Source organism: Nocardia abscessus, assembly GCF_015477775.1.
GTDB lineage: Bacteria > Actinomycetota > Actinomycetes > Mycobacteriales > Mycobacteriaceae > Nocardia > Nocardia abscessus_A.
This window is the reverse complement of the sequence record NZ_JADLQO010000002.1, coordinates 439,893-454,239: the sequence shown is the minus strand read 5'-3', so window position 1 is coordinate 454,239 and position 14,347 is coordinate 439,893. Positions and strand designations below refer to the sequence as shown.

Sequence of the window (14,347 nt, the reverse complement as noted above, 5' to 3'; positions counted from 1 at the left end):
GCGATCTCCACGTCGGTGGGCTGGTGCGAGCGGGTCGGCCCGGGTCGGTGAGTGGCCGACTCGGGCACTGCGGGGGCGGTTACTTCGCGCTGTGCGCGCGCGGCCCGAGCGACTGGAGGAAATTCCAGGCGTCCGTGACGATTTCGTCGAGGTCGTTGTGCTCGGGATGCCAGCCCAGTTCGGCGATGGCGCGCGCACTGGACGCGATCAGGGTCGCCGGGTCGCCGGGACGGCGGGGAGCGTCCTGCGCGGTGATCGGCAGGCCGGTGACTCGCTCGCAGGCCGAGATCACTTCGCGCACGGAGAAGCCGGTGCCGCTGCCGAGGTTGTAGATCCGGTGGGTGCCGGCTTCCGCGGTCGCCAGGGCCAGCACATGGGCCTGCGCGAGGTCGCGGATGTGGATGTAGTCACGGACCGCGGTGCCGTCGTGCGTGGGCCAATCGGTGCCGAAGACCGAGATCGCCTTACGATGTCCGGCCGCGACCTGCAGCACCAGTGGGATGAGATGCGTTTCCACCACTCGGTTTTCGCCGAGACCGCCGTAGGCGCCCGCGACGTTGAAATACCGCAGACTGGTCGCCGCGAGCCCGTGGGCGACCGCGTACGAGGTGATGGCGTGGTCGATGGCCAGTTTCGACGCGCCGTAGGGATTGGTCGGACGGGTCGGGGCGTCCTCGGTGATCGGTACCTGCTCCGGCTCCCCGTACACCGCCGCGGTGGAGGAGAACACCAGGCGCGGCGTTCCCGCGCGCCGCATCGCCTCCAGCAGTTCGAACGTCTTCACGACATTGCCCTGCCAGTACTTCTCCGGCTGCTGCACCGACTCGCCCACCAGCGACTGCGCCGCGAAATGCAGGACACCGTCGAAGGTCTCGGCGGCCAGCAGTTCGGGCGCGGCGGCCGCGATGTCCCCCTCGACGAACCGCGCGGCGGAAGGGACGCCGTCGGCATTGCCGGTGGACAGATCATCGAGCACGACCACCTCGTGGCCCGCTTCCAGCAGAACCTGTGCGCACACGCCACCGACGTAGCCCGCGCCACCTGTGACCAGGAGTTTCACGTATCAAGCCAGCTTCACTTGGACGGCGTGCGCCATCTCGTCGGGCAATTCGAAACCGTCGTGGCCGGGCACGGTGATGACGACCGAACCCGCCTTCGTCTCCACCGTGACGCGGGCGTCGGGTACCACGCCCGCCTCCCGCAGACGGCCGATCACCTCGGGATCGGTCTGGATGTGCTCGGCGAGCCTGCGCACCACGACAGCGTGCAGCTGGCCGTGCGGCAGATCCGACAGACGCAGCAGTTTCTCGTCGGCGGCGGCGGGCGGGATGATGCCCAACTCGTCCAGGCCGGGAATGGGGTTGCCGTAGGGGGAGGTGGTGGGGTGGTTGAGCACTTCGACCAGACGGCGCTCGACGTCCTCGCTCATCACGTGCTCCCAGCGACAAGCCTCCGCGTGCACGTTCTGCCAGTCGAGACCGATGATGTCGACGAGCAGCCGTTCGGCCAGCCGATGCTTGCGCATGACCGCGACGGCCATGCTGCGCCCCTTCTCGGTCAGCTCCAGATGACGGTCTCCGGCGACCAGCAGCAACCCGTCGCGTTCCATCCGCGCGACGGTCTGGCTGACGGTGGGGCCGCTCTGTTCGAGGCGCTCGGCGATCCGGGCGCGCAGGGGCACCACGCCCTCCTCCTCGAGGTCGTAGATGGTACGGAGATACATCTCCGTGGTGTCGACCAGATCCTTCACCTGTTACCCCTTCGTCGGCACGAATTCTACCCACGCACGACGGCACCCCCGTGTGCCGGATCGCGTCGCTCCACGTTGCGCACGACGTCTCCGGCGGCACTGCGGCAACCCGATCGGCGCACGGCAGGCGGCCGTGAGCGTCTTTCTTGTATTTGTACTGCATAGGAACGTTTCGCGGGGTTCCTTGCTTCCCGCTAGCGTTGCGATCATGGCCACTGCACCGCGCGGCGAACCTCGGGCGCCGATCTCGCCCGGGACGAGCCGGTCCGGAACCGTCGTCTGGACCGAGCGGTTCCTGGATTACGCCTGGACGCCGGAGCATCCGATGAAGCCGGCGCGACTGAAGTTCACCATGGCGCTGGCGGAAAGTCTCGGACTGCTCGAGGGTGTCGAGCTACTCGAACCCGCCGCCGCGGGACGTCCGGACCTGCTGCGTATCCACACCCCCGACTATCTCGACGCGGTCGAACGCGCCGTGCCGCCGGTCGGTTCGCCCGCCGCACCGCCCTACGGTCTCGGTTCCCCGGACAACCCGGTGTTTCCACGGATGCACCAGGCCGCGTCCACGATCGTCGGCGGCACCCTGGCCGCGGCCAGGGAGATCGCGGAGGGACGCACCAGGCGAGCGGTGAGCATCGGCGGTGGCATGCATCACGCGATGTCGGATTCGGCGTCCGGCTTCTGCGTGTACAACGACCCGGCGGTGGCCATCTCCTGGCTGCTGGATCACGGTTTCGACCGGATCGCCTACATCGATGTGGACGTGCACCACGGCGACGGCGTGCAGCGTGCTTTCTACGGCGATCCCCGGGTGCTGACCATTTCGCTGCACCAGCATCCGGCCACGCTGTGGCCGAACACGGGGTGGCCGGAGGAGACCGGCGCGGGCGCGGCGGAGGGCACATCGATCAACCTGCCGCTGCTGCCCGGTACCCGGGATGCGCAATGGTTGCGCGGCTTCCACGCCGTGGTGCCGGGCGCGGTGGCGGCGTTCGGTCCGCAGATCGTGGTCAGCCAGTGCGGGGTGGACACACATCGCGAAGACCCCTTGGCCGATTTGGAACTCACCGTGGACGGCCAGCGAGCCGCGTTCCGCGCCATGCGGGAACTCGCCGACCGGTATGCCGAAGGACGCTGGCTCGCCGTCGGCGGCGGCGGATACGGCCTGATCCGGGTGGTGCCGCGGGCCTGGACGCATCTGCTGGCCACCGCGCTGGATCGCACCGTCGACCCCGCGACGCCGATTCCGCAGGACTGGATCGAGACGATCCGCGCGGCGGCGCCGCAGGCGGACCCGCCGCACACCATGGGCGACGGCGGTGACGTGGCCTACCGTCCCTGGGACGGCCCCGGCGGTACCGGGGAGACCGGTGACGTGCGGGTCGACCGTGCCCAACGTGCCGTAGACATGGCCGTGCTGGCCACCCGCCGAGCGACTTTCGGGTTGCTAGGACTCGACCCGGAGGACCCTCGTGACTGACTTCCCCGACACCACGGACGCTCCCACCACGCCGCCGCCACCACCGCAGCACTGGTTCGCCGATGTGCTGGCCTCCGACGGCGGCGTCGTGCGACTGCGCCCGATCACCCCCGCCGACGCCGAGCCGCTGCAGGAGTTCCACAGCGCGCTGTCCGATCGCACCAGGTACCTACGGTATTTCGGGCCCTACCCGCGGATCTCTCCCAAAGACCTGTACCGCACCACACACGTGGACTATCACGACCGGGTGGGGCTGGTGCTGGAACTGGGTGAGGCGATCGTCGCGGTGGGCCGCTACGAACTGCTGGAGCGAGACGGGCCGCGGGCAGCGGAGGTCGCGTTCGTGGTGGCCGACGGGCATCAGGGCCGCGGGCTCGGCTCGATCCTGCTGGAGCACCTGGCCGGCGCCGCCGCCGAGAACAAGATCGAGACCTTCGTCGCCGAGGTGCTCGCGGAGAACACCGTGATGGTGACGGTTTTCCGGGACGCGGGCTATCAGGTCGAGCGCAGCAGGGACGGATCGGTCCTGCATCTCGAGTTCGCCATCGATCCCACCGAAGCGCTGCTGTCGGTGCGTGATTCGCGCGAACGCGCCTCGGAGGCGCGCAGCGTGGGCAATCTGCTGGCCCCGCGGTCGGTCGCGGTGATCGGCGCCACCCCCGCGACGGGGCGCGTCGGCGGCGCGCTGCTGGCGAATCTGCTGTCGGGTCTGTTCCAAGGGCCGGTGTTCCCGGTGAACCCGAACCGCAAGTCGGTGCGCGGGGTGCGGGCATACGCGACGGTCCGGGAAATCCCCGACGAGGTCGACCTCGCCGTGGTCGCGGTGCCGCCCGCGGCGATCGGGTCGGTGCTCGACGACTGTATGGCCAAGGGCGTCAAAGGGCTCGTGGTGTTGACCGCGGGCTTCGGCGAGACCGGGGAGGGGGGCCTGGCGGCCGAACGTGAACTCGTGGCCGCCGCACGTGGTCACGGCATGCGCGTGGTGGGGCCGAGCGCACTCGGCATCGCGAACACCGACCCGGCGGTCGCCATGAACGCGACACTGGCCCCGGTGCTGCCCGGTCGCGGGCGGATGGGATTCTTCTGCCAGTCCGGGCCCTTGGGCGCGGCGATCCTGGGCGAGGCGGCGGCGCGCAACCTCGGCTTGTCCACGTTCGTGTCCGCGGGTAATCGCGCCGACGTCTCCGGCAACGACCTGCTGCAGTACTGGGACAGCGACCCGGACACCGATGTGGTGCTGCTGTATCTGGAGAGCTTCGGCAATCCGCGCAAGTTCTCCCGGATCGCGCGCCGGGTGGCCCGGACCAAACCGATCGTCGCGGTGAGCAGCGGACGCTCCGCCGCCCAGCCCGCGGGGGACATGGACCGGTCGATCGTGCGGGATCTGTTCGCTCAGGCGGGCATCATCCAGGTCGACTCGATTTCCGAACTCTTCGACTGCGCGGCTCTGCTGGGTTATCAGCCGTTGCCGCGGGGTCAGCGGCTGGCGGTGGTCGGCAACAGCACGGCGCTGAACTGGCTGGCCCTCGACGCGGCGCGCGGCGAGGGCCTCACGGTGGGCGAGCCGGTCAACCTCGGCCCGCAGGCGACGCCGGGCGCGTATCTGGACGCACTGGTCGCGGCCCTGCGGTCGGACGAGACGGACGCGGTGATCGTCGTTTTCGCGCCGCCGGTGCCGCTGCCGACCGCAGGCTTCGCCGACGCGATCAGGGCGGCGGCGGCCGCCGTGCCCGAGGCGGGGAAGCCGATCCTCACCACGTTCGTCGCCGAGCAAGGGATCCCGAACCTGCTCGCGGTGCGCGGTCCGGGCGCGGCGGCGGTACACGGGTCGATTCCGTCGTATCCCGATCCCGAACGCGCCGCACGGGCGCTGGCCCGAGTTCGGCGATACGCCGAATGGCGCACCAGGCCCGTCTCGCCCGTGGTGCGTCCGCAGGGCATCGACACCGATCGCGCGCGCCAATTGGTGGCGGACTGGATGGCCGGGGCGGGTGGCCGCAGGCTCACCGATCTCGAGACGGTGGAACTGCTTGCCTGCTACGGCATTTCGGTCGTGGAATTCCGCGAGGTGCGCAGCGCGGACGAGGCGGTCGCGGCCGCGGAGGAACTCGGCTACCCGGTGGCGGCCAAGGCGACCGGCGAATTGTGGCGGCGCAGACCGGATCTCACCGGTGTCCGGCTCGATCTGTGGCGGCCGGAAGCGGTGCGGCAGGGATACGCGGATCTGGCGGAGTTGTGCGGTGACCCTGTGTTGCACATCCAGAAGATGGCCACCAAGGGCGTCGGATGCATCCTGCGCGTGCAGGACGACCCCTCGTTCGGCTCGGTGATCGAGTTCGGCCTGTCCGGACTGATCATCGAATTGCTCGGTGATCGTGCCTATCGGGCACTGCCGTTGACCGCCGACGAGGCCACGGCTCTGATCGACGCGCCGCGCGCCGCGCCTCTGCTGTCCGGTACCCCGGCGAGTCCGCGCGTGGACAAGGCAGCTCTCGCCGAACTCGCTCAGCGCATTTCGGCCCTGTTCGACGACCTGCCGGAAATGCGGGAACTGGCCTTCGACCCGGTGCTGGCCTCGCCGACCTCGGCGGAAATCATCTACGCGCGCGGCCGTATCGGCCCGCAGCCGAGCCGTTTCGACACCGGTCCGCGGCGGCTGGGTTGAGCACCAGGAGGTTTGCCGGACGAGTTGGCGGCCGGCGAGATGGCGCGGCTGCGACGTCGGCTCGCATACGTCACGCGCGGGATGTCCGATAACGGACGATCGCTCCTGCCGCGATGTGGGGATGCCAAGTTCGTCCGAAAGAAAGGCCCGCTCGCCATGAAGATCCGAAGTGTTGCTCTGCTGTCGCTGCTCGCCGCGACACTCACCGCGTGTTCCGTCAGCGTCGGCACGCCGAAGGTCCAGGAGGCGGATCTGGAGAAATCGGTCAAGGACTCGCTCACCGAAAAGGTCGGCCAGGAACCCGATTCGATCGATTGCCCCGGCGATCTCACCGGCAAGGAGGGGACCACCATGCGCTGCACGCTGACCGCGGGATCCGACACGCTGGGCGTGAGGTTGAAGGTGACCTCGGTGGAAGGCGACACCGTCAAATACGACATCGAGGTGGAGCAGGGCTGAACCCGCCCGAAAAAAGGGGGGAGTACGACACCGCCGACCGGCTCGCGCGTCACCCGGAGGGGACGGGTACGCGCGGTCACCGGTCGGCGCGGGAAGGCGACCCGGCGGGAGGGGTCACCGAGCCGAACGCCGGAGCTGTCTCGGAGCGGCCGGCGCCGGGGGATGATCAGCTGGCGTAGGCGCGGAGCCGGTCGGCCCGCTCGCCTTTGCGCAGCTTCGCCATAACCTCACGCTCGATCTGACGCACCCGCTCGCGGGAGAGACCGAAGAGCTTGCCGATCTGGTCCAAGGTGCGCGGCTGGCCGTCGTCCAGGCCGAACCGCAGCCGGATGACCTGCTGTTCGCGCTCGTCCAGGGTGGCGAGGACGCTGCGCACATCGTGGTGCAGCAGACCCGCGATAACCGCGGACTCGGCCGAAGTGGCCTCGGAATCCTCGATGAAATCACCCAGCGGGGCCTCTTCGTCGTTGCCGACCGGCATGTCCAGGCTCACCGGGTCACGGCTGTGGTCGAGCAGATCGGAGATCTTGTCGACCGGGATGCCGGATTCGGTGGCCAGTTCCTGATCGGTGGCCTCCCGGCCCAACTGCTGGTGCAGTTCGCGCTTGATCCTGGCCAGCTTGTTCACCTGCTCCACGAGGTGGACGGGCAGGCGGATGGTGCGGCTCTGGTCGGCCATGCCGCGGGTGATGGCCTGCCGGATCCACCAGGTGGCATACGTGGAGAACTTGAAGCCCTTGGCGTAGTCGAACTTCTCCATAGCCCGGATCAGGCCGAGGTTGCCCTCCTGGATGAGGTCGAGCAGCGGCATGCCGCGACCGGTGTAACGCTTGGCGAGCGAGACAACAAGGCGCAGGTTGGCTTCCAGCAGATGCGACCGGGCGGCTTGACCGTCGCGCACGATGATCGCGAGATCACGCTTGCGGGTGGCCGACAGTCGCTTGCCGGTTTCCAGCAGGTGTTGCGCGTAGAGGCCCGCCTCGATGCGCTTGGCCAGCTCGACCTCGTCGGCAGCGGTGAGCAGCGCGGTGCGACCGATCCCGTTCAGGTACACACGTACCAGGTCGGCGGCAGGGCTCTGAGCGTCGAGGTCCGAATCGCTGATGCGCACACGAGTGGTGGCGGGGCTTGTCATGACTTGCCTCCTGTCGGTGGTGTCTCACTCCGATCAACGGACCCGACAGGAAGAAAGTTCCCCGTTACGGCTGGCATAAACCGCTCTGAGCAGCGGTTTTCGCCCCTCTCGTCTGAGAAGTTCCTGAGAAGCACCGCAGCCGGGGACGATCTCCGGCCAGGACCTGCACCGACCGGCGCACCGCTGCCGTGCAGTCACACGGGCCGGATGAGTCCGTGCCGTACCAATCCGGTGACCACGGACAACGCGTCGGCCGCGAACTGGGCACTCACCTCCTCGGATCCGTGCGCGAGCGCCAGCAGCTCGATCAGCTCGTATAACGGCAGGCCGTCGGCGTGCATTCCCGCCAGCAGCGAGACTGTGGCCTCATCCACTTCGTGCTGCCAGCGCGGTCCGTCGCCACGATGCAGCCGTGCCACTTCGGGAGCCCAGCCGTCGGCGCCAGGGAGATACACCCGTTCGAGCGCGGTCGCCGGGTCTACGACGAAACGTGAAGACCACGCGAGACTTTCGTCACCGGCGACCGCGCGCAGCCAGGCCGAGCGCTCGAAATACCGGACGGCCTCGTCGCCGAGCGGATCGTCGAAGCCGTGGGTGAGATCCTCCGCGAGCAATTCGGTCGGTCCGTCGATGGCGCGCAGATACACGAAACCGAACCCGATTCCCTCGACGCGCGCCGCCTCGAAGGCGTCCAGCCATCGTTCTGCGCGAGCCTGGGCGGATGGGTCACGCGGGTCGGCGCCCGCGTCACGCAACCAGGTGCCCACGTAGAGCGCGGGGTCGGCGACGTCGCGCTGGACCACCCAGGCGTCCACACCGTAGGCGGGCAGCCAGGACGAGACGCGCCCGCGCCAGTCCTCGTCCTCGGCATGCACCCAGGCGGCGAGCATCGCGGCGGTGCCACCAGGTGCGAGCAGATCCGCGGCCTGTGCGATCACCAATTCGCTTGCGCCGTCGAGCGCGAGGCCGGAATCGCGGTAGGTGTGCTCGACGCGCGCGGGGCCGACCACGAACGGCGGATTGGCCACCACCTGGTCGAAGCGCCTGCTCCGGACCGGCTCGAACCAGGAGCCCTCCACCAGTTCGATGTCCAGGCCGTTGAGCGCCGCGGTCGCCTCGGCCAGCCACAACGCGCGGGGGTTGACGTCGGTGCCGGTGACGCGCTGCGCATAGGAGGCGGCGTGCACCGCCTGCACGCCGCAGCCGGTGCCGAGATCGAGCACCGTGCCGACCGGGCGGGTGGGGGTGGCGCGCAGCAGCGAGAGGGAGGCGTGGCCCACGCCCAGGACGTGGTCTTCGGTGAGCGTGCGCCGCCGCATCGAATCGTCGAGGTCGGACAGGATCCACCGCGTGCCCGCGCCCGCGTCGAGCGGACGCAGGTCCAGCGCCGCACGCACCTGGTCGCCGTCGCGGTCCAGCAGGCCGGCGGCGACCGCGCTGTCGATCGCCACGGGCGCGAGCGCCGCGGCCACCTCTCGCTCCGGGAGGGCGTCGCCGAGCAGCAGCAGGCGGACGAGCGTGCCCAGTTCGCCCGCCTCGCGCGCCGCTCGGCGCACGGGGACCGGCTCCGACCGGCTCAGCGCCGCGTGCGCGTCACCGAGTGCCTCGAGCAAGGTGTCGGCGTCGTAACCCACCCTCGTGAGCGCGGTCCGCAGGTCCGGGCACAGCGCGGTGAGCAGCGATCCGGTGGTGGTCGGTCGGTTCGTAGGCACACCGGTACTCTGCCACCGCCGCTCCCGGGCGGAGATCAGGTGCCCGCTGTGTCACCGTGTCCAGCGGTGGGACCGGCTACACGGACCCACGACGCGCTCAGGTGCGGCTTCGCTGCGGAGACCTGGAACCCGACGTACCCGGCCGCTACCGAGCAGGCCGATCACCAGTGACCTCGACGGCGTCCGGTCTTGGTGCCGCCGACCTGCACTACCAGGCCGAGTGCGGGGCGGCGGCTCCCTGAGGCTGTGTGGCCAGTCGCAGGGAGCCGGACGAAGGTCAGACCCGTTGGGGTCGCGGGCGGTGATGCAGTACAGCGCGTCGCTTGGCACTACCCGGCCGAGTGCGGGGCGGCCGCTCCTCGAGGCTGTGTGGCCAGTCGCGCGGCGCCGGACGGGTCAGACCCCGTTGGGGTCGCGGGCGGTGACGCAGTACAGCGCGTCGCTCGGGTCGCACAGGACGATCCAGTGCTCGTGGCGCTGCACCACGGTCGCGCCGAGCGACTCGTGCCAGGCGGCGGTGGCTTCGATGTCGCCGGCGGCCAGATCGACGTGTGCGCTGGTCGGACGGTTCTCGCCGAGGCGCTGCAGCAGCAACTGCGTGGGGAGCCGACGTTGTGCGGAGTGCAGCAGGGCGAATTCCGGCCGCCTGCCGGGCCGGTACGTCCAGCCGGTCAGCGAGGTCCAGAAACGGGTCTCCACCTCGTGGTCGTCGGGGCCGATGTCGAGGCACACCTGGTCCAGGCGCGACAGGGTGCCGTCCGGCGCCCGGACGGCGGGTGCGGGAGTGCTCGTGGCGCGGCCGCTGGGGGTCAGGCAGAACGTCTGACCGCCGGGGGACCGCAGCACGGCGTAGTCCGGGTGGTTGGCGACCAGCCCGGCACCCAAATCGAGCGCGGTGCGAACGGCGGAGGGGATGTCGTCGACGTCCAAGTCGAGGTGCACACCGCCGAGGCCGGTCACCGCCTGCATCTTCACACTCGCCGCGGCGAACAGCGCCGGGTCCGGCAACAAGGTGAGGAACTCGTCGTTCGCGCCGCGCCGAGCGGAGAGCTGGGTGCCGGTGACCGTGGACCAGAATTTCGCGCAATCGTCGAAGCGTTGGGTCGGCCGGTCCAGGAAGACCCAGATCCACCGAATCATGTTCACTCCTGTCTTGTGACCCGCAACGGTGATCGTGGTGCCGCAGGCTCCCTGCGACCCTAGGGACGCGTGCCCGCCTTGTCGAGAAGATACCGGGGCTGCCGCGAATGGCACGAATTTGATGATATGTGGCATTCCAGCCACTCGTTGCGTGGGCATAGTTCCGGCAGGCTCAGCCGGTGACCGAACTTCAGACGCCGACCCCGGTTCCGCTGCGCTCCACGCCGCGTCGGCGCTTGCACCCGGCGTGGCTGGTCGCGGGCGTCGGCTTCGTCGCGCTGCTCGGCGCGGCCGCCTTCCGATCCGTGCCCAGCGTGCTGATGGACCCGCTGCAGCAGGAATTCGGCTGGTCGCACGGCACCATCGGAGCGGCCGTCTCGCTGAATCTCCTGCTCTACGGGCTGATCTCGCCGTTCGCCGCGGCGCTGATGGATCGCTTCGGCATACGCCGGGTGGTGGCCTGCGCGCTGCTGCTGGTCGCCGGGGGCAGCGGACTGACGGTGTTCATGTCCCAGCCGTGGCACCTGGTGCTGACCTGGGGCCTGCTGGTCGGGATCGGCGTCGGATCGATGTCGATGCCGTTCGTCGCCACGATCACCGGCCGATGGTTCGTGCGTCAGCGCGGTCTGGTGACCGGCGTGCTCACCGCGGCGGGCGCGACCGGACAGCTGATCTTCCTGCCGCTGGTATCGGCGCTGGCGAACGCACACGGCTGGCGACTGCCGTCGCTGATCGTCGCGGGCGCGGCGCTGGCCGTGGCGCCGCTGGTGCTGCTGTTCATCCGGGACTATCCGAGCGACCTCGGGGTGCGGGCCTACGGCGCGGCGCCGGACAGCACGGTGGGGATGCGGGCGCCGGCCGCCGGTGGGGCGTCGCGCGCGCTGACCGTGCTCGGCGCGATCGCGCGCCGACCCGGATTCTGGCTGCTCGCAGGGGGGTTCGCGGTCTGCGGCGCGTCGACAAACGGGCTGGTCGGGACCCATTTCGTCAGCGCGGCCCACGATCACGGCATGCCGCCGACCGCCGCGGCGAGCCTGCTGGCCGTCGTCGGCGTCTTCGACGTGGCGGGCACCATCGCGTCGGGCTGGCTGACCGACCGGATCGACCCGCGCTACCTGCTGATCGGGTACTACACGCTACGCGGACTGTCGCTGCTGATCCTTCCCGCGCTGCTCGGTCCGGACACGAAACCGAGCCTGTGGGTGTTCATCGTCTTCTACGGCCTGGACTGGGTGGCCACCGTGCCGCCGACGGTCGCGCTGTGCCGCGAACTGTTCGGCGCCGACGGCCCGGTCGCCTTCGGCTGGGTGTTCGCCTCCCACCAGATCGGTTCGGCGGTGGCGGCCACCGGGGCGGGCGTCATCCGTGATGCCCAGGGCAGCTACGACCTCGCCTGGTACCTGGCCGGCGGGTTGTGCGCCGCCGCTGCCGTGATGTCGGCCGTCATCCGCCGCGCACCGGCCTTCGTCGGGGCGCACGGTTCGGACTGAACGCACTCCCCCGAGCGCGCTCGTGGTGGGCCGACGGCCGTGCCCGGAAACAAGTCAGCGCACGGACGCTGGCTGTCGCGCGCTGTCGGCTGCGCGCTCGGCACGTAGGGACGGGTCGGCGTCATGCACCCACGCGGCTGTACACCGTGGTGTCGGTGGGCGTGCCTCCGACGGCTGTTGTGCGCCGTGGTGTCGGTGGGCGTGCCTCCGACGGCTGTTGTGCGCCGTGGTGTCGGTGGGCGTGCCTCCGACGGCTGTTGTGCGCCGTGGTGTCGGTGGGCGTGCCTCCTACCGCTGCCGTGCATCGCGGTGCAGGCGGGCCATCTGTTCTCGCGGCGAATCGGTCGTTCGGCCGGTTCATCGGCACCCCTCCCACGTGCGATGACGCGTTGGTCGCCGCCGATGTGACCAGCCGTCGCAGGCGCGACCCGACCGCAGACCCCTGGGGGCGGGCGGAAGTTCAGCCGTCGATGGCGTTGTGCGATCGGGACTCGATGGCCGTGCGCTGACGATCCCAGCGGCTGGGCTCGTCCTTGCGGCGGGGCGGGCGATCGTTGGCGATCAGCACCGCGATCCAGGGCAGCGGAATGGACGCGACGATGATCAGGATGGACACCAGCGGATTACCGAACGCGCTGTAGGCGATCGCGGCGAGAACCAGGCAAGGTATGCGGAACGCCATGATGATCGTGTACCGGCGCACGCGAGCGCGGTGCTGGTCCTCCAGCGAGGGCGCGGCCTCGGTGATCAGCGCCGGGTGTCTGTCGTCATTGCCGGGGAAGTATCCGGGGGAACGGCGGGGCTGCGTCGGCATCGTCACGTCGGGGTGCTCTTCGCGGTCGCGGCCGTCGGCGGATGGGGAATCGCCGTTCTGCTGCATACCCTGAGTCTTCCACTCGTGGTCGCGCCGCGCACATGCCGTGGTCAGCTCTGTGCCGGAACTGTGGTCACCGCTGACGGGATACGGCAGTCGGCTTCTGTGCCGACAACGCCGCCACCTTCGCTTCGATCCGTGGTCAGCTCCCGATCCGAGACAGTGGTCACCTCGGATGCGACACCGTGGTGGCCCGTCTCTCGCGATGCGGCATCATGGAATGCGTGAGCACCGACACCATCGTTCGCCCGGATACGACGACCGACGAGACGACGGGCGACGACACCCCGAAATTCTTCCACTACGTGAAGAAGGACAAGATCGCCGAGAGCGCCGTGATGGGCACCCACGTGGTCGCGCTGTGCGGAGAGGTCTTCCCGGTGACCCGTTCGCCCAAGCCCGGCTCTCCGGTGTGCCCGGAGTGCAAGAAGGTCTACGACGGCCTACGCAAGGGCGAGTGAGACGCGGATAGTTCGCCGGAGGAGGGCGACGTCTTTCGCAGGTCGAACGCGGCCTGCGCGGGCTCGGACGCGGCGTCGCCCGCGGGCGGGGCGCCCTCGTCGCGGTCCGCCGTGTCCTCCTCGGCGCCGCCCTCGCCGCGGACCTGATTGGCGATCCACTCCTTCACCTGTTCCATGCGCGTCGCACGCGCGGGCCAGAACTCCTGCACGGCCGCGTTGAACTCCGCGCCCAGGATCACCGCGAAGCCCAGGAAGAACGTGAAGAGCAGGAACGCGATCGGCGTCGCCAGCGCACCATAGGTGACGCCGGTGCGGGTGACCCACGAGAGGTAGCGGCGCAGCACGTCGCTGGCCGCCATGAAGAAGACGCCCGCCACCAGTGCCCCGCCGAAGAGCCGGTGCCAGGGCAGCGAGGTGTGCAGCGCCAGCTTGTACAGGGTGGTGAGCCCGACGATCAGCAGCAGGCCGACGCCCGGGTAGTAGAAGAAATCCAGCAGTTGCAGGCCGGTCGCCCGCCAGGGGGCGGGCAGTACCCGGCCGATCAGCGTCGGCCCCAGCGCCACCAGCGGCAGGATGAACACCGCCGCCACCAGGAACAGCACGTAGAGCAACAGCGCGAAGATGCGCTGCCACACCGGGTGACGGGCGTCCTGCTGGTCGTGGGCCTCGACGATGGAGTCGACGAAGGTGGCCATCGCCGACGACCCGGCCCACAACGACAGCACGAAGCCCACCGAGACCACCGCGCCGCGCCCGCGGCCGAGTACGTCCCGCACCGTCGGCTCGATGAGGTCGGTGACCACGCTCGCGCTGAACAGTTCCTGGCAGAACGCGATGATCTTCGACTCGACGATCTGCACCGTGTCCGGGCCGAACCATCCGCCGACGTAACCGAGGCTGCCGAGCACCCCGAGCAACAGCGGCGCCAGCGAGAGCGTCTGCCAGAACGCCGCCGCGGCCGACTTGGCGAAGATGGAATCCGCCCAGGCCTTCTCCGCCACCCGCACGATCAGGGTGCCTGCCCGCCTGCCCGCCACCGCCGTCCGCGCGCCCGCCCGGTCGGCCCACGTCCTGGTACGCACGGCGGTGCCGCGGGGCGACGGTGCGTCGATCCGCGGCGGATCGCCCGGGCGGGCGCGGTGATCTGTCATCGTGCTTACAGCATCGCGCACTTCGGCGAT

General features: G+C 69.8%; 12 protein-coding genes. 5 read left to right on the top strand and 7 right to left on the bottom strand.

The annotated features are described in order from the left end of the window. Window positions 1-79 precede the first annotated feature (79 nt). Window positions 80-1,060: a UDP-glucose 4-epimerase GalE gene (gene galE / locus IU450_RS07715; RefSeq protein WP_195149073.1), complete on the bottom strand. Its 981-nt coding sequence runs from the start codon at window positions 1,058-1,060 to the stop codon at window positions 80-82. A 3-nt stretch (window positions 1,061-1,063) separates the two neighbouring features. Continuing rightward, entirely contained in the window at window positions 1,064-1,750 is a 687-nt protein-coding gene (locus IU450_RS07710) for a metal-dependent transcriptional regulator (RefSeq protein ID WP_195149072.1), read from the bottom strand. A 208-nt stretch (window positions 1,751-1,958) separates the two neighbouring features. Here IU450_RS07710 and IU450_RS07705 point away from each other — a divergent pair, with 208 nt between their 5' ends. The 3 genes from IU450_RS07705 to IU450_RS07695 all read left to right on the top strand — a co-directional run bounded on the left by IU450_RS07705 (window position 1,959) and on the right by IU450_RS07695 (window position 6,354). Beyond that, window positions 1,959-3,230, top strand: coding sequence for an acetoin utilization protein AcuC (locus IU450_RS07705; RefSeq protein ID WP_195149071.1), 1,272 nt, complete (start codon window positions 1,959-1,961; stop codon window positions 3,228-3,230). Then, window positions 3,223-5,895, top strand: coding sequence for a GNAT family N-acetyltransferase (locus IU450_RS07700; RefSeq protein WP_195149070.1), 2,673 nt, complete (start codon window positions 3,223-3,225; stop codon window positions 5,893-5,895). Before IU450_RS07705 ends, IU450_RS07700 begins: the two co-directional genes overlap by 8 nt. Before the next feature lie 156 nt (window positions 5,896-6,051). Further along, entirely contained in the window at window positions 6,052-6,354 is a 303-nt protein-coding gene (locus tag IU450_RS07695; RefSeq protein ID WP_195149069.1) for a DUF4333 domain-containing protein, read from the top strand. Window positions 6,355-6,520: 166 nt separating this feature from the next. Here the strand turns inward: IU450_RS07695 and IU450_RS07690 are convergent, their stop codons facing one another. From IU450_RS07690 to IU450_RS07680, 3 genes are all read right to left on the bottom strand, one after another. Next, on the bottom strand, window positions 6,521-7,489 hold the full coding sequence (locus tag IU450_RS07690) for a sigma-70 family RNA polymerase sigma factor (protein WP_174186797.1): 969 nt from the start codon (window positions 7,487-7,489) through the stop codon (window positions 6,521-6,523). Between the two features lie 194 nt (window positions 7,490-7,683). After that, complete coding sequence (locus IU450_RS07685; RefSeq protein ID WP_195149068.1) at window positions 7,684-9,201, bottom strand: DUF7059 domain-containing protein; 1,518 nt, start codon at window positions 9,199-9,201, stop codon at window positions 7,684-7,686. Between the two features lie 396 nt (window positions 9,202-9,597). Then, the gene (locus tag IU450_RS07680) at window positions 9,598-10,341 is read right to left on the bottom strand and encodes a VOC family protein (RefSeq protein ID WP_195149067.1); all 744 of its coding nucleotides are present in this window, start codon (window positions 10,339-10,341) and stop codon (window positions 9,598-9,600) included. 179 nt (window positions 10,342-10,520) lie between these two features. On the opposite strand from IU450_RS07680, the gene IU450_RS07675 reads away from it, so the two are divergent. Further along, entirely contained in the window at window positions 10,521-11,831 is a 1,311-nt protein-coding gene (locus IU450_RS07675) for an MFS transporter (RefSeq protein WP_195149066.1), read from the top strand. A gap of 460 nt (window positions 11,832-12,291) precedes the next feature. Here IU450_RS07675 and IU450_RS07670 read toward each other — a convergent pair whose 3' ends face one another. Then, window positions 12,292-12,711 (bottom strand): DUF3099 domain-containing protein, encoded by a 420-nt coding sequence (locus IU450_RS07670; RefSeq protein WP_195149065.1) that lies wholly within the window; start codon window positions 12,709-12,711, stop codon window positions 12,292-12,294. A 218-nt stretch (window positions 12,712-12,929) separates the two neighbouring features. On the opposite strand from IU450_RS07670, the gene IU450_RS07665 reads away from it, so the two are divergent. Beyond that, entirely contained in the window at window positions 12,930-13,166 is a 237-nt protein-coding gene (locus tag IU450_RS07665; protein WP_043694533.1) for a DUF3039 domain-containing protein, read from the top strand. On the opposite strand, the gene IU450_RS07660 is transcribed toward IU450_RS07665, so the two are convergent. Further along, window positions 13,139-14,317 carry a YihY/virulence factor BrkB family protein gene (locus IU450_RS07660; protein ID WP_195149064.1) on the bottom strand — a complete coding sequence of 393 codons (1,179 nt, stop codon included), beginning with the start codon at window positions 14,315-14,317 and terminating at the stop codon, window positions 13,139-13,141. The genes IU450_RS07665 and IU450_RS07660 overlap by 28 nt on opposite strands. Window positions 14,318-14,347 lie beyond the last annotated feature (30 nt).

What these genes read in the sequence shown, in the direction of transcription:
- IU450_RS07705 (WP_195149071.1), top strand. Translation starts at nt 1,959, where the DNA reads ATGGCCACTGCACCGCGCGGCGAACCTCGGGCGCCGATCTCGCCCGGG.
- IU450_RS07695 (WP_195149069.1), top strand. Translation starts at nt 6,052, where the DNA reads ATGAAGATCCGAAGTGTTGCTCTGCTGTCGCTGCTCGCCGCGACACTC.
- IU450_RS07690 (WP_174186797.1), bottom strand. Translation starts at nt 7,489, where the DNA reads ATGACAAGCCCCGCCACCACTCGTGTGCGCATCAGCGATTCGGACCTC.
- IU450_RS07680 (WP_195149067.1), bottom strand. Translation starts at nt 10,341, where the DNA reads ATGATTCGGTGGATCTGGGTCTTCCTGGACCGGCCGACCCAACGCTTC.
- IU450_RS07670 (WP_195149065.1), bottom strand. Translation starts at nt 12,711, where the DNA reads ATGCAGCAGAACGGCGATTCCCCATCCGCCGACGGCCGCGACCGCGAA.
- IU450_RS07660 (WP_195149064.1), bottom strand. Translation starts at nt 14,317, where the DNA reads ATGACAGATCACCGCGCCCGCCCGGGCGATCCGCCGCGGATCGACGCA.